Genomic DNA, 20,977 nt, shown 5'->3' on the forward strand with positions numbered 1-20,977 from the left:
CTGAGGGAGTGACGGCGTGACGCGATCAGGCGACCCCGCGTCCGAACGAACGCCGGTACGCGGTCGGCGAGGTGCGCATCACCCGGCCGAAGTGGTGGCGGAAGGTCGCGGAGCTCTCGAAGCCGACGGCCGCGGCGATCTCCTCCACCGTCCCGTCCGGCGACTCCAGCAGCGGCAGGCTGGCCGCGATGCGCTGGGTGACGACCCAGCGCATCGGGCTGGTCCCGTTGCGGGCGGTGAAGTGCCGCAGGTACGAGCGGTCCGACATCCGGGCGGCGCGGGCCAGCACCGGGACGGTCAGCGGGGACGACAGGTGGTCCAGCGCCCACTGCATGCTGCGGGCGATCCCGTCGTCCTCCTCCTCGACCGTGCCGACCGCCGCCTCGATGAACTGGGCCTGGCCGCCGTCCCGGTGCGGCGCCACCACGAAGCGGCGGGCCACGGTGTTGGCCACCTTGGCGCCGTGGTCCCGGCGGACCAGGTGTAGGCAGAGGTCGATCCCGGCCGCACTGCCCGCGCTGGTGAGCACGTCCCCGTTGTCCACGTACAGCACGTCCGGGTTGACCCGCACCGCCGGGTGGCGCTGCTGCAGCAGCTCGGCGTACCGCCAGTGGGTGGTCGCCTCCCGGCCGTCCAGCAGCCCGGCGGCGGCCAGCGCGAAGGCGCCCGAGCAGATCGACACGATCCGGGCGCCGCGCTCGTGCGCCGTGCGCAGTGCCGCCACCAGCCCGGGGGAGACCTCGCCGCCGAAGGCGTTCGGCACCCCGGGGACCACCACCGTGTCGGCGGCCGCCAGTTCGTCCAGCCCGTGCCGGGCGGTCAGCGTGAAGCCGCCCACCGCGTCCAGCGCCGTCCCGGGCCGGTCGGCGCACACCTTCAGGCCGTACCAGGGGGTGGCCAGCAGCCCGGTCAGCTCGGGCCGGGCCAGCCCGAACACCTCGACCACGACGCCGAGTTCGAACGGGGCCATGCCCTCGAAGGCGTACACCGCGACGTCGTGCACGGGCTCCGGCCGCCGGCCGATGGCGACGGCCACCGGTCGCGGTCGCTGCTCGGTGGCTGTGGCGGTGCCGACGGTGATTCCGGCGGCGGTCGCGCCGGCGGTCGCGCCGGCGGTTCCGGTGTCGGTGCCGACCGCGCCCTCGACGTCCTGCTCGGCCATGCGAACCCCCTGCTCACGGGTGGCGGAACGCCGGTGAGTCTAGCCGTCCCGGGTTCCTCGGACATTTCTTCGAACCCACCTGCAACCTCCACCCCTGCTACACGTCCACTAGGTGTGGGGGCGGAGGGAACCGAGGCGAGGGCAGCTGGGAGGATCCCCCCGATCACGATCTTGATCAGGTGGACCTGACGGTGCGGCGAACGCCGTCACCGTCCCGGGGGAAAGCGGAAACGCGCATGTCCATGGCCATCGGGCCGACCGTCGTGCCGGGAAAGGCGCGCGGCTTCACCGTCCGCGGTGTGGTCGCCGCGCTGTTCGGCGCGCAGGAGGTCGGCGAGCCCCTCGCCGGCCCCGTCACCGAGCAGGAGGTGAAGCAGCGCCGCTCCGGCTTCCGGCTGCTGCGCGGCGGTCGCAAGCCCGAGGAGGAACGGCCCACCCTGACCGACCTCTACCACGCCCACCGGCTCGGCCTGGTGCGGATGGCCGTGCTCCTGGTCGACCACCAGGACCTGGCCGAGGACGTCGTCCAGGAGGCCTTCACCCAGCTCTACCAGCGCCACGGCGAGGAGCTGGACGACCTGGACAACGCGCTCGGGTACCTGCGGACGTCCGTGGTCAACGGCGCCCGCTCGATGCTGCGCCGCCGCAAGACCGCCCGCGAGTACGTGCCGCCGCACGAGCCCGACGCCGCTTCGGCGGAGGACCACGCCGTCCTCAACGACGAGCACCGTCGGGTCCTGGTGGCGATGCAGGAATTGACTCCCCGCCAGCGAGAGGTGCTGGTGCTGCGCTACTGGTCCGACATGTCGGAGGCGCAGATAGCCGAGACCCTGGGGCTCTCCCGGGGTGCCGTGAAGTCCACGGCCAGTCGTGCCCTGGACGCCTTGGAAAAGCACCTGGAGAAGGTTAGATGACCGACAAGTTCCCCCGCCGTATCGGCGGCGACGGCGACGGGCCGGCCGAAACCCCGACCGAACGGCTGCTCCGCGAGGCGATGGGCGCGCGCGCCGCCCTGGTCACGGCGAACAGCCTGCGCCCGGCCGCACCCCCGAAGAGCCGGATCCGCCGACTGCGCCCGGTGTACGCCGTCACCGTCCCGCTCGGCCTGGCCGCGGCGATGGCGCTCGGCGTGCTCACCTTCCACGGTGAGCCGGTCGCCCACGACCAGACCCCGCCGCCGCCGGCCGCCTCACTGACGACCTCCCCGAGCCCGACCGCCGAGCCGACCGTCACTCCCACCCCGTCGGCGACCCCCACGGCCACCGACACCACGACGGGTGAGCCCGAGACCGACCTCCCCCTCGCCGACGGCACCCCGTCCTCCAGCGCGTCGGCCACCAACACCGCACCCCCGGTGGGTCCGGCGACGTCGTACTCGTTCCGCGGCGTCAAGTTCAAGGTGCCGGCGGGCTGGAAGACGGTGCCGCTCGACGCCTCCACGGTCTGCGTCCTGAGCCCGGGCGCGCCGACGGACTCCTCGTCGAACTGGTCCCAGGACGAGTGCGAGCCGTACGGCGTCTACGTCACGGTCTACAACACCCCGGACGAGAGCGCGCACGCCATCTGGCCCACGATGGGCGACATGGCCTCAAGCTCGGGCTGGAGCCACCAGCCGTCCTGCCCGATCTGGGGTCATCCCTACATCCCCACCGGGCCATACTCGTCGGTCTCCCCGGCCGTGCGGACCCGGCCCACCATCGCGGGGAAGACGGGCGACAAGACCCAGTGGAAGGCCACCTGCAAGCCCGGTGACTCGTTCACGTCCCAGATGTGGGCCCTGAGTTCGGACCAGGTGTACGTGGCGGCGAGCGGCCTCAAGGACGACTACCAGGCCGGCCTGCAGGCGATCGTCAACAGCCTGGACGTCAGCGGCCACAAGGCGCCGGGGGTGGCGTCGGAGGCTCCGGACCCCCCGGCGGTGAACCGCGACACCGTCGCCGTGACGTACAGCGGGATACTTCCGGGGGGAATGGTGTCCGTCAAGGACCCGCTGCCGGTGAGCATCGTGGTGACGTACCGGAACACCGGCACGGTCAACCTGCCGGCGGTCCAGCCGCTGGTCTTCACCGACCCCTACCCGGGGACGCCGAACAGCCCGATCCCGATGAACGTCGGCACGCTGGAGCGCCAGGACGGTGGCACCTGGACCAAGGTGAGCATGTCGCCCGGAAGCGGCATGGACTACGCGACGGCCGGCAAGGCCGCCGCCTTCCCCCTGGCGCCGGGCGCGAGCCACACGGTGATGTACCGCATGAGCGTCGACCCTGCCGACGGACCGGGGATCATGCCGATTCGGATGCAGGCGACGCTGCCGTACGACGGCAGCGGCTCGCTGACCGTGATCGGCGAGAAGATCGCCTTCGAGAACATCGTGAGGTAGTCGACCGGCGGCCGCCGAGAGGCGCCGTGACCAGGAAAACCCCTGGTCACGGCGTCTTTCGGCGTTCCGGGGCGAGGTTGCGGAAAAACCTTCGGATCCACCTGCAACCCCCTGCCGGGATGGACGTCTATCAGGGTGAGAGGCGGGGAGAGCGGGCCGGCGGGGCCGGGGCTCGGGCCGGTTCCTCGGGACGCAGGGCAAGGCGTCCGCTCATCCGACATCACCAGCACTGTGTCCTCTGGGGGGACTGTCACATGAACGCGTCCGTTATCGCCCGTATTGCGAAGATCGTCCCGCTCGTTGTGGTGGCTGCCATCGGCGCCTCCGCCTGCGACGCCTCGGAGGCCGCCCACCGGGCCGCCCCCGCCCCCACCGCCGTCCGATCCGCCACGAGCGCGCCGGCTGCGGCCTCCGTGGCGCCCACCGAGGCCGCGCCGAGCGCCGCCACCGCCGCCCCCTCCGCCGCCCCGACCGCCACCGCGCCGGCCGCCGTCGTGACGCCCGCCGTGGTGGCCACCACGGCCACGGACACCACCAGGACCACCACCAAGGACACGGCCAAGGACACCGCCAAGGACGCTCCCAAGCCCGTGACCAAGCCCGTCACCAAGCCCGTGACCACGCCCGTCACCGGGAACGGCGGCATCGCGATCACCTTCAACGGCCTGGGCGAGGGCCGGCAGGTCCAGGTGGGCGACCAGGTGCCCTTCTCGGTGACCTGGAAGAACAACGACGCCTCGGGCAGCCGCGCGGTGGCGCCGGTGGTGGCCACCCAGGAGTACGAGGGTGCGCAGTGCACGCAGATGCTCTCGATGGCGCGGGGCACGCTGGAGCGCAAGGACGCCTCGGGCTGGAAGGCCCTGCCGTCGCTGAGCCAGGGCGGCGGGATGGACTACGCGGGGACCGGCGACGACGTGGCGTTCACCCTGGCCGCGGGCGAGAGCCGGACCGTCGAGTACCGGATGGTCCTCGACGCGGGCAACCAGCCGGGCCGGCTGGCCGTCGAGGCGGACGCCGTGCTGCCGCACTCCCTCTCGGTCATGACGAAGAGCGTGGTCGGCGCCTCGGTCGTGGACCGCCACCGCCCCGTCGTGACCTCGGTGTCCGCCCCGACCGCGCTGGTCGTCGGCAAGGCCCCGACCGAGTTCTCCTTCAAGGTCTCGTCGCCGGACGGGTCGGCCCTGCTGCGCCCGGTGGTGCGGCTGTCCCTGCCCACGGGCGCCGGCCTGACCGGGTCGGACGTCACGATGGAGGCCAAGGTCGGCAACGAGTGGAAGTCCTTCGAGGTGACCGCGGACTGCAACGGCAGCCTCGGGGTGGCGCCGGCCGAGCTGGTCGGCGTCCTGCACGGCAACCCGGTGGAGTACACCTTCCGGGTGGGCCTGAAGCGGACCGGCAGCGCCGGCCCGGTGGAGATCCAGGTCGGCGGGAACTCGGACGGCCACCGCGGCGCGACCGCCGCGGTCCGGCCCACCGTCCAGCGCTGACACCCCCGGACGCACCGGGGCCCGGCCTCCCGAGCAGTTCGGGAGGCCGGGCCCTTCGGCGTACGGCGGCTCGGACAAGGGTCCGGCCGGCTCAGGCCGGGTTCGGGCCGGGCTCAGGCCAGCGAGGCCATCCAGGCCTCGACGTCCTCGGAGCGGCGGGGCAGGCCGGCCGAGAGGTTCTCGTTGCCGTCGGCGGTGACCTGGATGTCGTCCTCGATCCGGACGCCGATGCCGCGGTACTCCTCCGGCACGGTCAGGTCGTCCAGCTGGAAGTACAGGCCGGGCTCGACGGTGAGCACCATGCCGGGCACCAGCAGGGCGTCGACGTGCTCCTCGCGGCGGGAGTGGGCGCAGTCGTGGACGTCCAGGCCGAGCATGTGCCCGGTGCCGTGCAGGGTCCAGCGGCGCTGCAGGCCCAGCTCCAGGACCTTCTCGACGTCGTACGCCGAGGCGTCCAGCAGGCCCCAGGCGAGCAGGCGCTCGGCGAGCACCCGCTGCGAGGCCTCGTGGAAGTCGCGGAAGCGGGCGCCGGGCTTCACCGCGGCGATGCCGGCCTCCTGGGCGTCGTACACCGCGTCGTAGATCTTGCGCTGCAGCTCGGTGAAGCGGCCGTCGATCGGCAGGCTACGGGTGACGTCGGCGGTGTACAGGGTGTGGGTCTCCACGCCCGCGTCCAGCAGCAGCAGCTCGCCGGGGCGCACGTCGCCGTCGTTGCGGACCCAGTGCAGGGTGGTGGCGTGCGGGCCGGCGGCGGCGATGGTGCCGTAGCCGACGTCGTTGCCCTCGACCCGGGCGCGGCGCCAGAAGGTGCCCTCGATCCAGCGCTCGGAGGTGGCGACGGCCTGGCCGAGCTCGCGGACCACGTCGGTGAAGCCCTTGACGGTGGCGTCGCAGGCGGCGCGCAGCTCGCCGATCTCCCACTCGTCCTTGACCAGCCGCAGGCCGCTCAGGAACTCCTTGAACTCGGCGTCCTTGTCGGCGTCCAGGGCGTCGGCCAGCGCGGCCTCCAGGCCGGCGTCGTAGCCGCGGACGATCCGGGTGGGGACGGTGGAGTCCCCGGCCGCCGCGGCCAGCTCCTCGGCGGCCTTGCGGACGTCGCGGGCGGGCAGGCCGAGCAGCTGCTCCTGCTCGCTCAGGCTGTACCGGCGGCCGACCCACAGCTCGCCGTGGCCGTCCAGCCAGAACTCGCCGTTCTCGCGGTCCGAGCGGGGCAGCAGGTAGAGCGCGAACGCGTGGCCGGTCCCGCCGGTCGGCTCGGCGACGAGCACCGCGTCCTCGGTCTGGTCGCCGGTGAGGTGCACGTACTCGCTGGAGGCGCGGAAGGCGTAGTCGGTGTCGTTGGAGCGCACCCGCAGGTTGCCGGCCGGGACGACGAGGCGCTCGCCCGGGTAGGCGGCGGACAGCTTGGCACGGCGCTCGGCCGCGTACGGGGCCTGCGCGACCGGGGAGAGGCCGTGCAGCTCGGTGTCGGCCCAGCCGGACTTCATCGAGGCGGCCAGCTCGTCGGAGATCTCGCCGTAGAGCCCGTTCTTGCGGCCCTTGAACTCCTGCGGCTCGTCGCCGCCCTCGGCCTCGGGGTTCTCGGCCACCGCGGGGGTGCGGTCCTCGGTCACGTGCAACGCCTCCTTGGGGGTGGTACCGCCGCCCCTCGGGGGAGTGTCGGATCGCGACACGCGCGGGCGGCCGTGCGTCCATGGTACGGACGCCCGGTCGCTCGTCGGTTCGGGCCCGGTACATCCGTCCGGGCCCGGTCCGGGTGCGTCCGTCCGGGCCCCGCAGACCTCGGGGAGACGTGTGCACGCGCGGGAACGCGCGGGAACGCGCGGCTACTCGAAGCGCGCCGCCAGCAGCATCAGGTCGTCGGTGGCCGTCGTCGCGGCCTCCGGGGCCGGGCAGACGGCGAGCAGGTGGGCGCAGAGCCGGTCCGGGTCGATCCGCACGTCGCGCGGGGCGTCGGCGGCGGCCCGGCGCAGGTTGGCCTGCCCGGCGTGCAGGGTCGGGCCGCAGCGGCGGGCCAGGCCCTCGGTGTAGAGCAGCAGGGTGTCGCCGCGCTCGGCGGTGAACTCCACCCCGGGCGCCTCCCAGCAGGCCAGCATGCCGAGCGGGGCGGACAGCGAGGTCTCCACGAACTCGGCGCCGCGCCGGCCGACCAGGACGGGCGGGCAGTGCCCGGCGCCGGCCAGGGTGACCCGGCGCTCCTCGGGTTCCACCCAGGCGTAGACGGCGGTGGCGGTGCGGGTCGGCTCGGTGGTCTTGAGCAGCAGCTCCAGGTCGCCCAGGACGGAGACCGGGTCCTCGCCCTCCAGCACCGCGTAGGCCCGCAGCGCGGCCCGCACCCGGCCCATCGCGGCGGCCGCGCCGGGGGCCGAGCCGGGGCCGGCGCCCGGGCCGTCGCCGGAGACGGAGCCGACGGTGAGGCCGACGGTGCCGTCCGGCAGCGGGATCGCGTCGTACCAGTCGCTGCCGCAGGAGCGGTCCAGCCCGGCCGGGACGAGCCGGGCGGCCAGTCGCAGCCCGGCGGTCTGGGGGAGGTGGTCGGGCAGGAGGCCGCGGCGCAGCGCCTCGGTGGTGCGCCGGATCTGTTCCGCCTCCAGCTGCTTGGCGAGCAGCGGGGCGGCGATCGCGGAGTAGTGGCGGGCCAGTTCGCGCCGGCACTCGGTCGGCTCGGCGGGCTCGTCCCAGAACCAGAGGGCGGCGGCGAGCGGGCCGTCCTCGGGGGTGGCGAGCGGCAGGCCGAAGGCGCCGCCGAGGCCGAGGTGGACGGCGAGTTCGCGCAGCCGGGCGCCGATGGCCGGGTCCTCGGCGAGGTCGGGGGAGTGCAGCTGCTCGGGCCGGTCCCGTTCGCGCAGCAGCCGTCCGAGCAGGCTCTGCTCGGGCGGGACGGTCTCCAGGGCGCCGAGGCTGGCGCGGTCGAGGCCGAGGCCGACCGGCTGGCCGGGGCCGCCGCCGGGCATCCGGGTGACCAGGACGCCGCGGCGGGCGCCGAGCAGGGCGGCGCCGGAGGCGAGGAGGGTGTCCAGGGTGGTGGCGAGGCCGCGGGCCCGGGCGAGCCGCTCGGTGTGCTCGTGCAGGGCGGTGATATCGGACAGGCGTCCGGCCAAACGGTCCTGCACGGCGGTGGACGGTGCCGTGCGGTCGTCGGCCGGGCCGTCCGGTGCGCCCGGCGCGTCCGCGGGGCCGTCCTGGGCGTCGGCGGGGCCGGGGAGTCCCGGCGGGTCGAGGACGGTGAGCCCGCCTGCGCAGCCGGTTTCGCCCGGTTCGGCGGTCGTCGTCGACGGGAGGGCCGTCGGCGGGTGGGACTCGGTCATGCCGCCACTCCTGACGCGGTGCTACGTGCCATGCGAAACCCCCAGGTACGGCCAATGTGGAGCGAGCACGGCCAAAGGGCGTGTTTCGCCTCGATTCGCTACTACTCGTCATTGATCGACAGCAATGCCACCACTTCTACACAGGCCATTCGGGGCATGTCCAGATCCAGGACGACGCGGTGGCCGGTTCCACGGCCATTGCGACCCGGTCGGAGGGCGTGCGGGGTTCGTGTGCGCGCCGGTCGGACCGGGAGGCATGGAGCGAGCCGCGAACGGGCAGAACCGAGGGGACGGACCGGGCGGCCGTCCGGATCGTATGCCCGTGCCGCCCGGGAGCCGGGTCGGCCGGAAGTCTCTCACTCGTACGGTGGAACCAAACGCGCCCGGGCGGCGTCCATCCGGTCGCATACGGGATTCTCGTTCCAAGGGCTGTTTCCAGTGCACGGCCCTTCTCATGTCGTGCTCCACACCGTGCTCCTCGTCGTAGCCGCCCCGTCCGCATTGCCGCCCGCTCCGCACCGCCCGGGGCCGTGCCGCGGCGGGCCCGCGCGGAGGATCCCGACGGATGCCGACGGAGCGGAGCGAGCCGAGCGGTCAGGGAAAGGAACGAGCGCCATGCGTGAGAACCCGAAGGACCGGTCGGAGGAGCGTGCCGCCCGACTGGCCGCGGCCCTGGCGGCCGCCGTCGACCACCGCTGGCCCGTGGTGCCGGGCACCGTGCTGAGCGGTGGGCGCTGCTCCTGCGGCGACCGGGACTGCACCGTCCCCGGCGTGCACCCGCACGACCCCTCGCTGCTGGCCGCCACCACGGACGCCCGGATGGTGCGCTGGTGGTGGGAGCGGCAGAGCCCGGACGCGACGGTGCTGGCCGCCACCGGCTCCACGGTCTCCGCGGTCAGCCTGCCCGCGGAGGCCGGGGCGCGGGCGCTGGCCTACCTGGGCGCGTTGCGGATGCCGCTCGGCCCGGTGCTGGCGATGCCGGGCCGCTACGCGCTGCTGGTGGCCCCGTACTCGCTGGATGCGCTCGGCGAGATGCTCGCCCAACTCCCTTGGGTGCCGGGATCGTTGCGCTATCACGGGCCGGGCGGCTTCCTGCCGCTGCCGCCCGGCGGCTCGGCCGGCCGGGTGCGCTGGGTGCTGGCGCCGCGACCGGGGGTGGGCGGCGGGGTCTGGCTGCCGCAGGTCGGGCCGCTGCTGGGCGAGTTGGTCGATGCGACGGTCCGGTTGGACAGCGGCCGCTCGGCGTACTGATCCGCGGTGATCCACGCGGCCCGCCGGAAAAACAAAAGATCCGGCCGCTGGCGACGGGGGATGCACCAGCGGCCGGACTCTTTAGACAGTAACAAGGATCCGCGCCCGCGCCAATTTCCAAGACGCCCTCCACGCCCGGAAATTGCGCGTTCACCGCGACAATGTGACGCGTATCACGCGGATCCTGCGCGCTTTAGTTCAGGGTGACCTGACGGTTCACCAGGTTCGCGCGGGCGCGACGCTCCTCGGCGGTCAGCGGGGTCGCGTCGGCGAGGACGGCGGCGAGCCGCTCGCCGAACTCGGCGGCCGGCTTCTCGCAGTCGGCGGCGGTCATCGCGAGCGGCAGGTCCCACACCGGGACGGTCAGGCCGTGCGCGCGGAACGAGCCGACCAGGCGGGTGTCCGGGCCGAGCGAGGCCTCACCGGCGGCGTTCAGCCGGGCCAGCGCGTCCAGCAGCTGCTCCTCCGGGACGGTCATCACCCAGCGCAGGTGGTTCTTGTCCGGGGTGCCGCACCAGTAGGCGGCGTCGACACCGGCCAGCTTCTCGGTCGGGATGGCCGAGGCGTTGGCGCGCTCCAGGGAGGCGGCGACCTCGCCGGTGGCGGTCTCGGCGTCCTCCAGCCAGAACTCGAAGCCGGTGTGCACGGCGGGCGCGAACGCGGCGGTGGCGTCCAGCATGTCCTGCAGGCGGCGCCCGCCCGGCACGGTCCGGCGGGCCGGCACCGGGGTGCCCGGCTCGGTGGCCAGGGCCAGCTCCAGGGCGTCGCCGAGGTCGCGGCTGAGGTCACCGGAGGAGGACTGGGTCTGCAGGCCGAGCAGGATCGAGCCGTCCTGGCGGCGCAGGGCCGGCCAGGCCAGCGGCAGCACGGTGGCCAGGGTCACCGACGGGACCTCGCCGTTGGCGCCCTCGGCCACCCCGGCGGCCAGCGTCAGCGGCACCGTGGCGGCGGGCACCAGCTCGCGCAGCGCCACCCAGTCGGCCTCGCCCGACAGGCCCTCGAACGGGCGGTGCACCAGCTCCTGCACCGCGTGCGAAGCCTCCCGGCCGTGGCAGGCCTTGTAGCGGCGGCCCGAGCCGCAGGGGCAGTCCTCTCGGGCCCCGACCACGGGGATCTCGCCCGTGACGGCGGTGGTGGACTGACGCTGCGGCGCCTTCTTGGCGGCCTTCTTGCCCATGGTGCGGCTCTCCCGGGAACGGTGGTCCTGTGTCCCGGGAAGCCTACTGACGTTCCTCCGGCACCTGCGCTACCCCCGGCGCGCGCGAACGCGCCGGGGCGCGCCGGCACCGGGGGCGCGAGGACGGGCCCTACGCGCTGCGGGCGTCGCCCCCGGTGTGCCGGGCGTGCCGGCTGCGGGCGGGCAGCGCCGCCCAGACCGTCACCTCGCCGGGCGCGTCGCGCACGCCCCAGTCGCTGGCCAGTCGGTCGACGATGCCCAGGCCGCGGCCGCCGCGCGAGGTCAGCGAGGGACTGGCGGGCAGCGGCCGGGTGGCCGCCCCGCCGTCGGTGACCTCCAGGGTGAGCACGCCGTCGGCGTGCATCTGCCAGCGGACCAGCACACCGCCGTCCGGCTCGTCCGTGCCCTCGCCGTGCTCCCGGCCGCCGTCCGCGGCGTGCGCCCCGGACGGGACGGAGGGGCCGGACGGAACGGACGGGACGGACGGCACGCCGACCAGCACCTGCCCGAGCACCTCGGCCCGGGCGCTGCGGCCGAGCGCCGGCAGCGGGCCGAGCGGACGGGCGTACCGGCACGCATTGCTCAACAGTTCGGAAAGGATCAGTACGGCATCATCGATGACCGGTTCGGGTATCTGCCGGTCGCCCAGATCTCGACGCAGTCGGCGCCGTGCGACCCCGACACTCGCTGGGCCGTGCGGCACTGCCATGGTCGATGAAGTCGGCACTTCACGCGCCACCATCAACGCCACCCCCGGACCTCCTTCAGCGTATGCCGAGGGAGAGATGCCCCTTGGTAATGCGTCGGAAACGAGCACCGGACGATCCCGCGAGCCCATTTCGAGCACGGCGACGGACGGTCGACCGGAGGTCATTCCGTGCTCACCCTCTGTCGCCCGGGGCAAGGAATTCCGGCAATATCGCGCGCGGAAGGTTTGACTGCCGACCAGACCGATCAGTCCGCACCGGCACGGCCGTCGGTGCGTCGGCGGATCACCTGCCGAGCTGCGCCAGCACCTCGGCGGGCCGGTTGGTGATGATCGCGGACACACCGAGTTCCAGGCAGAGCTCGACGTCGGCCGGTTCGTCCACCGTCCACACGTGCACCTCGTGCCCCAGCTCGCGCAGCCGGGTCACCAGCTGCGGGCGGGCCCGCACCAGCTCGATGCCCGGCCCGGCGATCCGCGCCCCGCCCGGCAGCGCCGCGCCCTCGCGCAGTCGGCCGACCAGCGGCAGCGCCCGCTCGAACAGGAACACCCGCCGGAACTCCGGCGCGGCGGCGGCCACCCGGTTCAGCGCGACCGAGGAGAAGCTCATGATCCGGGCGGACGGGCGGTCGTTCTCCCGGGCCGCGCCGATCTTGAACCGCTCCAGCATCCGCAGCAGCTCGGCCTCCACCAGGCCGCGGAAGCGCACCGGGTGCTTGGTCTCGATCGCGAGGTCCACCGGGCGGCCGCAGTCCACCACCAGCTCCAGCAGGCGCTCCAGCCGGAGCACGCCGCGCAGCTCGGGGTCGGTGCTGGGGCGGCCGGTCTTCCAGGCGCCGAAGTCGTACGCCTCCAGCTCGGCGAGCGTCATCGCCGAGACGGTGCCCCGGCCGTTGGACACCCGGCCGATCCGCCGGTCGTGCACGCAGACCAGGTGGCCGTCGGCCGTCACCCGGACGTCGCACTCCACCGCGTCGGCGCCCTCGTCGAGCGCGCGCCGGAAGGCGGCGAGGGTGTGTTCGGGCAGGGCGTGGGAGGAACCGCGGTGGGCGATCACCTGGACGGGCAGCGCGGTGCGCGCCGCCGCCGAGGACAGGTCTGGGCTGGTCACAGGGCCAACGATAGGCGGCGGAGGTGACGGGGAGGCGAAGACGGTCCCAACCTGTGGGGCCGTCTGCCGGCTGCCGGGGGTCGCCGGGCGTCCACGCGGGGGACGCCCGGCGCCCGCGCGAGGGGTGCCCGGCGCGTCGGGTGACGGCGCGCCGGGCCCCGGGGCGCGGGGTGTCAGCGCGCCGTGCGGCGGGAGAGCGGGGTGAGCGCCCAGGTGGCCAGGGCGGGCACCAGGAAGGCGAACAGCGAGGCGGAGGTCCACTCCTGCGGGGTGAAGTGCAGGGCGTCCTGGGCCGAGGTCCAGAAGTCCGTCCACCAGTCCGCCACCTTGGTCGGCGCGATGAACTGGTAGACCGCGAAGCCCAGCACCCACGGCAGCAGCATCGTCCAGCGGGCCGGCGCGTCCTCGGCGAGGTTCCAGCCGCGGCGCCCGGCGCCGAGGAAGAAGTCCACTGCCAGCACCGCCAGCAGCGGCACGAACACCGAGCCGATCAGGCCCAGGAAGTTGTAGTAGCTGTCGGTGAACTTGTCGATCTGCAGTGCCAGCACGGTGGTCAGCACGCCGATCCCGCCGCTCAGCACCCGGCGGTCCACCTTCGGCAGCAGGTTCTGCACCGACATCGCGGTCGAGTACACGTTGGCGAAGGACTGGTCGGTCTCGCGCAGCACCAGCACCAGCAGGAACAGCCAGCCGGCCCAGACGCCGAGGAAGGAGTCGAAGATCTTGTCCGGGTCGCCGCCGGACTGCAGCAGCGCCATCAGGCCGAGCACGTAGCACCAGACCTGGGCGATCGTGTACCCGGAGAAGCTGCCCCAGAACGCCGAGCGCGCGGTGCGCGAGTGCCGGGTGTAGTCGGCGGCCAGCGGGACGAAGGAGACCGACACCGCGATCATCGCGTCGGTCGCGCCGAGGAAGCCGTGCCAGTTGCCGGCGCCCGGGTCCGGCACGCCCTGACGCCCCAGCTGGACGGTGAAGTACACCATCGCCACGGCCACCGCGCCGGCCACGAAGCGGCGCAGCACCGCGATCGAGCCCAGCGGCCAGATCGTCAGCGCGGTGGTCACAGCCCCCGCGAGCAGCACGAACAGCCAGCGGTAGCCGGTGGTGTGGGCGACGGTCTGGGCGCCCGCCGAGATGGTGAGCAGCTCGAAGACGCCCCAGCCGATGCACTGGACGATGTTCAGCACCGTCGGCAGGTACGACAGCCGGGTGCCGAACAGCCCGCGCAGGTTCGCCATCGCGGGGGCGCCGGTCCGGGCGCCGATCAGCGCGGCCACGCCGAGCATCGCGGTGCCGACGGCCGTGCCGACCACGATCGCGGTCACCGCGGCGGCCAGCGACAGCTCGCTGCCGGGGGCACCGAGCACGGTGGCGGCGGTGGAGAAGCCGATCAGGCTGACGCCCAGGTTCATCCAGAGCGCGAAGTGGTCGCGGAACCGCAGCGTGCGCGGCGGTTCGGTGTCCAGGACCAGCGGCGCCTCGACGCGTTCGAGGCGCTCGGGGCGGTCCAGGACGGCGGTCGCGGCACCCGTGCCGGCCGCGGGGCCGGAGGAATCCGCGGGGGCGGGGAAATCCTCGGAGCCGGAGGCACCCGAAGAAGAGGATGGCGAAGCAGACGGCATGGCCGATACTCCCTACGCCGGCATTACCCGGACAGGTTCCGGCGGTCTGCGCCCCCTCGACCGTGCGCCTCGCTCGCGTGGCGTACGGTCGACATGCGCACTCTCAGCCTGGTCGGTCCAAGCTCCCGCGTGTCAGTTTGGAGCGACAGGCTAACCGGCAGGGGGGCGAACGCCCAAGGCCACGGCGTGCGCGGTCCGCATCGCGGGACGCCAGGCGGGGAGGGGAGCCCCCGGCCGTCGGCACCGGCTAAGGATTCTTATGAGTTCTTCAGAGGGGTCCTTACGGCAATCGAATCGACAATGCGAAAAACTATGGTCCTTGGTTCTGCCAGCTATGGAGGTCGTCCGTGAGCACCGAGCGCGAGGTTGGGCCCACCGGGCCGCAGGGGGAGCAGCCCGCCGGCCAGGGGGCGGCTGAGTCGGCTCCCGACGGCCCCGCTCAGGGCGGGCACAAGCCGACCATGGCCTTCCGCCGGGTCACCGAGCCGGAGGCGGCGGCCGACGCCGTCGACGCCGCTCCGGCGGACGCGGCCCACGCCGGTGCCGCTCCGGCGGAGGGCGGCCACAAGCCGACCATGGCGTTCAGCCGGGTGCCCGAGTCCGCGGCCGAGCCGACGGCGTCGGAGCCGGCCCCCGAGGCCGCCGCGCCGGAGGGCGGGCACAAGCCCACCGTGGCCTTCACCAAGGTCCCCGCGCCGCAGGCCCCGGCCGAGGCACCCGTCGCAGCTGCTGCACCCGTCGCGCCGGTCGCCGAGGAGCCCGCCGTCGACCCGGCCACCGGGTACATCGACGCGCCGCCGCCGGTCCTGCCGCCCGCGCCGGCCGCTCCCTCGGCCCCGGTGCTGCCGCCGGCCGCCAACCCGTACGCCACGCCGACCCACGGCGTCCCCGCCGCCGGCGCGCACGACCCGTACGCCGCCGCGTCCGCCCCCGGCACCCCGGCAGCGCCCGGTGCGCCCGCCGCACACGGCCACCACCCGTTCGGCGCCGGCCAGCCGCTCGGCGGCTGGGGCCCGACCCACGACGCCACCTCCGGCGGCGCGGGCTACCCCGGCGGCCCGTCCGGCCCGCTCGGTTACCCGGCCGACTACCCCGGTGGCCCGACCGGCGGCGGCCCGCGCAAGAAGCGCGGGGGTCTGGTCGCCGTGATCGCGGCCGTCGCGCTGGTCGCCGGCGTGGCCGGCGGCGCCGTCGGCGTCACCGTGGCCGACCGCAACGGCAGCAGCAGCTCCGCGGACGACCACCGCAGCACGACCGTCCAGGCCAGCGACACCCAGAAGAACGAGCCCGCCCCCGGCTCGATCGCCGCCATCGCGCAGAAGGCGCTGCCGAGCGTCGTCACCATCAAGGCGCAGGGCAACGGCGAGTCGGGCACCGGCACCGGCTTCGTCTTCGACACCGAGGGCCACATCCTCACCAACAACCACGTGGTCGCGCCGACCCTCAACGGCGGCAAACTGACCGTCAAGTTCGCCGACGGCACCTCGTACAACGCCTCGGTGCTGGGCCACGCCGAGGGCTACGACGTCGCCGTCGTCAAGATCGACAACCCGCCGAAGAGCAAGCTGGCCCCGCTGCCGCTGGCCGACTCCGACAAGGTCAACGTCGGCGACGCCACCGTCGCGATCGGCGCGCCGTACGGCCTGGAGTCCACCGTCACCAGCGGCATCATCAGCGCCAAGGACCGCCCGGTCGCCTCCGGCGACGAAACCGGCTCGCAGGCCTCGTACATGAACGCCCTGCAGACCGACGCCTCGATCAACCCCGGCAACTCCGGCGGCCCGCTGCTCGACTCCGGCGGCGCGGTGGTCGGCATCAACTCGGCGATCCAGTCCAACGCCTCGGCCAACGGCCGGGCCGGCAGCATCGGCCTGGGCTTCGCCATCCCGATCAACCAGGCCAAGTGGGTCGCGGACACCCTGATCAAGACCGGCAAGCCCGTCTACGCCAAGCTCGACGTGCTGCGCAACGACGACTACAAGGGCGACGGCGCGCAGATCCAGACCAAGGACATCCAGGGCCAGCCGGCCGTCACCCCCGGCGGCGCGGCCGACAAGGCCGGCCTCAAGCCGGGCGACGTCATCACCAAGCTCGGCGGCGTGCCGATCGAGAACGGCCCCGCCCTGGTCAGCCGGATCTGGACGCACAAGCCCGGCGAGACCGTCGACGTCGAGTACACCCGCAACGGCCAGACGCTCACCACCAAGGTGACCCTCGGCCAGCGCGACGGCGACCAGTGACCCCCGCCCGCCGACCCGCACGCTCCCGAATCATGTGCGCCGAACCCGGCCGGACCCGTTAGGCTGACCTCCGCCTGGAGAGCTGCCCGAGCGGCCTAAGGGAACAGTCTTGAAAACTGTCGTGGCGTGACCCGTCACCGTGGGTTCGAATCCCACGCTCTCCGCCGGTAGGAGAACCACCTGCTCAGGGCGGGTGCCGAGATCATTCGGCACCCGCCCTTTGCGTTCCCGTCCCGGGTAGTCCCACCTGGATCCCGGTGTCGTCCAGTGCGTGTGGAACATCCGTGGAACGGATCAGCGCCTACTCGTCGCCGTACTCCTGGTCCAGGAATCGCTCGATCAGGGTGTTGGATCGGTCCTTCCGGCCGTCGAGCACCTTGGCGTAGAACTTGAAGAGCACCGTGATGCTGTGCCCGGCTCGGTGGGCGACCTCAGCCGGGTCGACGCCGGCCGCCAGCCAGCCGGACACGCAGGTGGCCCGCAGGTCGTACGGCACCTCCGCGAACGGGGAATTCACCTGGTCGGGGGTGAGCACCAACTCCCGGGCCTTCTTCCAGACCTCGGACGTCTCCTTCGTGCTGAGCAGCCCGCCCTCGGAGGCCTGGAACAGGCGCCCGTCGAGGCCCAGCCCGAACTCGTCCACGTGCTCGCGCAGCATCCGGACGAACACTGGAGGGATCGGGATCTCCCGCGTGGCCGTGCGGGCGCGGTGCTTCAGGCCGCGCTCCTCGTGGGACTGGCCGTCGTCGGTCCACCGGGAGCCGACCCGAGGCGAACTGCCGGGTGCCACGATGAGGCCCCACCCCGTCTTCGGGAGCGTGCAGTCGGCCAGGCGGAGATGCGTGACCTCGGCCGGGCGGGTGGCGGCCCAGTTGATGCAGCCGTAGTACGTGGCCAGGTGGCGTCCGCGGAGGCCGAGCGCCCGGACCGCTTCGATCAGCTCCCGCGCCTGGCGCGGCGCCGGAACGTAGCGGAAATCGATCTCGTCGTCGGTCTTCGGTGGCGCCCACTTCACGAACTTCAGCGGGTTTGCGGTGAGGAGTTTCCGCTCGATCGCGTACCCAAGCGCGCCGCTGAGGGTGGAGTACTTGCGCTTGATGGTGTTGTCCGCCGCGCGCCTCCCGTCCAGCTTCAGGGTGATGGCCGTCAAGGCCTCCCGGAGGGTGTCCGAGTCCTCCAACTGCGAGACAGGCACCGACTTTTGGGAGAGCCAGCCGAGTGCCTCGGCGAGCTTCGCCGGGACCTCGCCCCGGTGCTCGGAGAAGTTGAACGCCCAGCATGAGAGGGCCCTCCGCAGCGCGGCCGCCGGCGGAGCTCCACGGTGGTCCGTGACGAGAGCCGGAGTGATCGTGGCCAGCCCATCCGCCCGTGCGGCGCGGTCTTTCGCGGACGATCCCGGCCATGTGACCTGGGCGTATTTCTTCGCGTGTTCGAACCACGACACCTGAGCCTGCTGGAGCGTCAGGGCCCTTAGCTCCGAAGCTGGTAGACCCGTGTCGGTGTCGAACTGCTCGCCCTTGTTGATTGCGGTCAGCAGCTCGGCCCGCCGGCCGTCGGCGAGGGTCTTCGTGGCGAAGGTGCGGGAGTGCGGGCTCTTCCCGACCCGCCACCGCAACTGGTGAGGCTTCCGTCCCCGCTTCAGGTCGCGGAGCTTGTAGATCTGCACATCGAACGTGAGCATGTGCTCTCCAGGTAAGGGGCCCCGGCAGTGGCCGGGGCCCGGACGGAACGGCGAATCGGTCAGGCGGCGGCGTTCCGCTCCTGCGCGCTCCACCAGGCGTCGAGGTCGCTCCGGCGGACACGGATCTGGCCGTTGGGGAGCTTCAGGAGCTTCGGGGCCGCTCCCCTGGCGACCATCCGGTAGAAGGCGGAGCGGGACATGTCCAGCTCTTCGAGCACGGCGGCGAGCTTCAGCTTCTGGTCCTGCGTAGCCACGGTGGCGCCTCCATGGGCGGTTGTGAGAGTTGCGCCGCACGGCTGAGGACTGCGAGACAGGGGCGGGGGTGGTGGCGATGTGCGACGGTCTCAGCGTGTGGGCAAAGGCAGAGGCCGAGAACCGTCAGGGATGTCAGGGGAAGTCTTTGACCTGCTGCGTTGAGTCCTGGTGGGGCGTCAGGGGTTGTCAGGGCTGTCAGGGGATCTCGGTTATCCCTGACAGCCCTGACGTTCCCTGACAGGCCGTCCGGCGGCGTTGTGGCTGGTCAGGGCTTTGCCCTGACACTCCTGACGGTCACGTGATCGTTTCCGTGTCCGTGGGGCTGCTCGCGGCCGGGTGGACGCGGTAGGTGACGGCCTGGGGCCGGCCGCGCTGGCCGGCGGCGGGTGGCTGGTCGGCGCGGAGCCAGCCGTGCTGTTCGAGCAGTTGCAGAGCGGGTTCGACGTCGGCGACCTTCTTGAACCGGCGGCTGCTGGCGACGGCGTCGTGGGCCTTGATGTGGGTGCGGTGGGTGCCGTCCTTCTTCGGCCGCTGGAGCCACTGGAGGAGGGCGTGGGCGTCCTCGGTGGCCGGGTCGGCGGCGATGAGGTCAAAGACCGCGAGGGTGTGGGCGGTGTAGTACTCGGCGATCTCGGCGGCGCGGTCGACGGTGGCGGCCTCGACGGGCGCGCGCCAGTCGCCGCCGACGTGGTCGGCGAGGTGGAGGAGGACCGCGAGGCGGGCGATGTGGCCGACGAGCTTGCCGGCCCAGTCCTTGATGTGGGCGAGCGGCTCGTCCGGGCGGAGCTGGACCTCGAACTTCTCCTGGAGCTTCTCGACGGCGAGGTCGGCGGCCTCGGTCATCCTCACGGTGACCGGCTCCTCCAGGGCGGTGAGGGCCCGCAGGAGCGCGGACAGACGGGCGTCGTAGGTGGTGGCGACCGGCTCCGGGATGGGGGTGGTGCGGATTTTCCGGTAGCCGAGGTTGGAGGGCGGGAGCGAGTACAGGAAGCGGGCGAGCAGGCCGCGGTCCCGGGCGCCGGGGGCGGCGCCGAGTTCCTGGAGGACGGCGGGCTGCGGGGTGACCCCGATGGTGAGCGCGGGCTTGTCGACGGTCGGCTGCTCGCGGGTGATCCGGTCAGCCTGGAGCCGCTCGCCCTTGTGGGCTTGGAGGAAGACCCCGAGGTTCGGCTTGCTGCTGTAGCGGCCGACGATGCTGTCGAACAGGTCGCCCTCGGGCGAGAGCGCGGCCAGGCAGCGGTGGACGCCGAGCTGGTGGGTGACGGTCTCCGGCGTGATGTCCCCGGACAGGGTCAGCCGCGGGCTCGGCGGCACGACGATCTCGTCGGCGAGCATCCGGGCGCCGGAGATCTCGGCCACCAGGTGCGCGCGGTCGAGGTCGGGGTTCTTACGGGCCTTGGTCATGAGCGCCTCGACCTCGGCGAGTGCGGTCTCCTTGGCGGTCTCGGCCTCGATGATCCGGCCCTTGGCCTCGGCGCGGAGCTCGTCCTCGACCCGGTAGACCGCGCCGGTCATGAAGGCGAACACGTCGGACTTTCGGCTGGCCGGAGGCATCGCGCAGACCAGGTAGAGGTTGGACTGCTCGCGCCAGCCAGGCCGGATCCCCACGTTCACCCGGCCGCCGGCGGCGGTGGACAGCGCGGCCAGGGACATGGTGGCGGCCATGTCGGCGGGGGTCTGGGTGAACTCCGCCACCGCCTCCACGTAGGCGCCGACCCATCCGGGCAGGGCGCGGACGGGGAACGTGGGCAGGGTGCCGTGGGAGCCGAGCGGGACGGGGTCGAGCCAGGTCTCGCCGGAGGCGAGGTCCGCCAGGGCGGCGAGTGCGGCGGTGCGGACGGCGTCCAGGTCGGCCTGGTCGTCGCCGGCCATGTGGGCCAGGCGGCTGGTGGCGGTGTTGATCCGCCGCCGCTCGGCGGCCACGCGCACGACCTCGGCGTAGTAGTCACCGTTCGCGGCGGTCGGGGTGGCCGCGATGCAGGTGTGCAGGTAGCCGGGCCCGCCGACACGGATCAGGTCGCCCTGGGCCCGCAGAACACCGGCCAGTAGCACCGGGTCCACCGGCCGCTCGCCGTCGGCCATGCGGACGATGGCGCGCCAGATCGTCTCGTGCGCGGGGTGGTAGAACGCGCCCGGGTCGCCGAGCTGGGCAGCGAGCGCGGGGATCTGGGCGGGGTCGAGCAGGGCGGCGCCGATGACGGCCTGCTCTGCGGCCTTCACCTCGGCGGGTTCGGGCCGGAACGGGATCACGTTCGGGGCGTACTCGCTCACCGCTCGACCTCCGTGGGGAGCTGGTGGTGGTCGAGCCAGGCGAACGCGGAGGTGGTCTGGCCCTCGCGGCGGGGCTGCGGCGCGGCGGCGTTTCCGGGCATGCTGGAGTCCTCTGGTCTCTGAGAGGGGATCGGATCGCCCCGCACCAGCCGCGTCTCTGCCAAGAATCCGACGGTTGGTGCGGGGCTTCGTGCTGAAGGTGAGGCAAAGGGAAGCGGGGGGGGGGGGCCCGCCCGGGGGCGCGGGGGGGGGGGGGGGGGTGTGGTGGGGGGGGGGGGGGGGCGGGGGGGGGGGGGGGGTCCAGGTGTGGGGGGGGGGGGGGGACA

At 73.3% G+C, this 20,977-nt stretch carries 15 protein-coding genes, 1 tRNA gene and 1 riboswitch; of the genes, 6 read left to right on the plus strand and 10 right to left on the minus strand.

All coding sequences use genetic code 11. The features are described 5' to 3' along the window. Nucleotides 1–25: 25 nt before the first annotated feature. Nucleotides 26–1,162, minus strand: a complete 1,137-nt coding sequence (locus ACIRST_RS29195) for a helix-turn-helix domain-containing protein (RefSeq protein ID WP_402805577.1) — start codon at nt 1,160–1,162, stop codon at nt 26–28. A gap of 236 nt (nt 1,163–1,398) precedes the next feature. Between ACIRST_RS29195 and ACIRST_RS29200 the strand changes: the two genes are divergently transcribed. The 3 genes from ACIRST_RS29200 to ACIRST_RS29210 all read left to right on the plus strand — a co-directional run bounded on the left by ACIRST_RS29200 (nt 1,399) and on the right by ACIRST_RS29210 (nt 5,029). Then, nucleotides 1,399–2,076, plus strand: coding sequence for a SigE family RNA polymerase sigma factor (locus ACIRST_RS29200; protein WP_350519677.1), 678 nt, complete (start codon nt 1,399–1,401; stop codon nt 2,074–2,076). Further along, the gene (locus ACIRST_RS29205) at nt 2,073–3,542 is read left to right on the plus strand and encodes a hypothetical protein (RefSeq protein ID WP_402805580.1); all 1,470 of its coding nucleotides are present in this window, start codon (nt 2,073–2,075) and stop codon (nt 3,540–3,542) included. Before ACIRST_RS29200 ends, ACIRST_RS29205 begins: the two co-directional genes overlap by 4 nt. 254 nt (nt 3,543–3,796) lie before the next feature. Then, the gene (locus ACIRST_RS29210; protein ID WP_402805583.1) at nt 3,797–5,029 is read left to right on the plus strand and encodes a hypothetical protein; all 1,233 of its coding nucleotides are present in this window, start codon (nt 3,797–3,799) and stop codon (nt 5,027–5,029) included. A gap of 113 nt (nt 5,030–5,142) precedes the next feature. On the opposite strand, the gene ACIRST_RS29215 is transcribed toward ACIRST_RS29210, so the two are convergent. Continuing rightward, nucleotides 5,143–6,642 (minus strand): aminopeptidase P family protein, encoded by a 1,500-nt coding sequence (locus ACIRST_RS29215; RefSeq protein WP_402805586.1) that lies wholly within the window; start codon nt 6,640–6,642, stop codon nt 5,143–5,145. 213 nt (nt 6,643–6,855) lie between these two features. Next, entirely contained in the window at nt 6,856–8,337 is a 1,482-nt protein-coding gene (locus tag ACIRST_RS29220) for a PP2C family protein-serine/threonine phosphatase (RefSeq protein WP_402805589.1), read from the minus strand. Between the two features lie 615 nt (nt 8,338–8,952). Between ACIRST_RS29220 and ACIRST_RS29225 the strand changes: the two genes are divergently transcribed. Next, complete coding sequence (locus ACIRST_RS29225; RefSeq protein WP_402805591.1) at nt 8,953–9,588, plus strand: bifunctional DNA primase/polymerase; 636 nt, start codon at nt 8,953–8,955, stop codon at nt 9,586–9,588. 193 nt (nt 9,589–9,781) lie between these two features. Here ACIRST_RS29225 and ACIRST_RS29230 read toward each other — a convergent pair whose 3' ends face one another. The 4 genes from ACIRST_RS29230 to ACIRST_RS29245 all read right to left on the minus strand — a co-directional run bounded on the left by ACIRST_RS29230 (nt 9,782) and on the right by ACIRST_RS29245 (nt 14,204). Beyond that, complete coding sequence (locus ACIRST_RS29230; protein WP_350519683.1) at nt 9,782–10,765, minus strand: DUF5926 family protein; 984 nt, start codon at nt 10,763–10,765, stop codon at nt 9,782–9,784. A 130-nt stretch (nt 10,766–10,895) separates the two neighbouring features. After that, complete coding sequence (locus ACIRST_RS29235; RefSeq protein WP_402805595.1) at nt 10,896–11,351, minus strand: ATP-binding protein; 456 nt, start codon at nt 11,349–11,351, stop codon at nt 10,896–10,898. A gap of 406 nt (nt 11,352–11,757) precedes the next feature. After that, nucleotides 11,758–12,582, minus strand: a complete 825-nt coding sequence (locus ACIRST_RS29240; protein WP_350519684.1) for a glycerophosphodiester phosphodiesterase family protein — start codon at nt 12,580–12,582, stop codon at nt 11,758–11,760. 173 nt (nt 12,583–12,755) lie between these two features. Next, nucleotides 12,756–14,204 (minus strand): cytosine permease, encoded by a 1,449-nt coding sequence (locus ACIRST_RS29245; RefSeq protein ID WP_350519685.1) that lies wholly within the window; start codon nt 14,202–14,204, stop codon nt 12,756–12,758. Next, nucleotides 14,197–14,343: riboswitch (TPP riboswitch) on the minus strand. Its footprint overlaps the gene before it by 8 nt. 208 nt (nt 14,344–14,551) lie before the next feature. Between ACIRST_RS29245 and ACIRST_RS29250 the strand changes: the two genes are divergently transcribed. Together ACIRST_RS29250 and ACIRST_RS29255 are read left to right on the plus strand one after the other, a co-directional pair. Beyond that, on the plus strand, nt 14,552–16,444 hold the full coding sequence (locus tag ACIRST_RS29250; RefSeq protein WP_402805598.1) for a S1C family serine protease: 1,893 nt from the start codon (nt 14,552–14,554) through the stop codon (nt 16,442–16,444). Between the two features lie 76 nt (nt 16,445–16,520). Beyond that, nucleotides 16,521–16,608 (plus strand) — tRNA-Ser (locus tag ACIRST_RS29255). A 137-nt stretch (nt 16,609–16,745) separates the two neighbouring features. Here ACIRST_RS29255 and xerC read toward each other — a convergent pair. From xerC to ACIRST_RS29270, 3 genes are all read right to left on the minus strand, one after another. Then, nucleotides 16,746–18,125 carry a tyrosine recombinase XerC gene (gene xerC, locus ACIRST_RS29260; protein WP_402805601.1) on the minus strand — a complete coding sequence of 460 codons (1,380 nt, stop codon included), beginning with the start codon at nt 18,123–18,125 and terminating at the stop codon, nt 16,746–16,748. Between the two features lie 59 nt (nt 18,126–18,184). Further along, nucleotides 18,185–18,379, minus strand: coding sequence for a helix-turn-helix transcriptional regulator (locus ACIRST_RS29265; protein ID WP_402805604.1), 195 nt, complete (start codon nt 18,377–18,379; stop codon nt 18,185–18,187). A 295-nt stretch (nt 18,380–18,674) separates the two neighbouring features. Then, nucleotides 18,675–20,651, minus strand: a complete 1,977-nt coding sequence (locus tag ACIRST_RS29270; RefSeq protein WP_402805606.1) for a DUF3987 domain-containing protein — start codon at nt 20,649–20,651, stop codon at nt 18,675–18,677. Between the last annotated feature and the right edge of the window lie 326 nt (nt 20,652–20,977).

Origin of the sequence: Kitasatospora sp. NPDC101447 (assembly GCF_044767225.1) — a bacterium.
Classification (GTDB): domain Bacteria; phylum Actinomycetota; class Actinomycetes; order Streptomycetales; family Streptomycetaceae; genus Kitasatospora.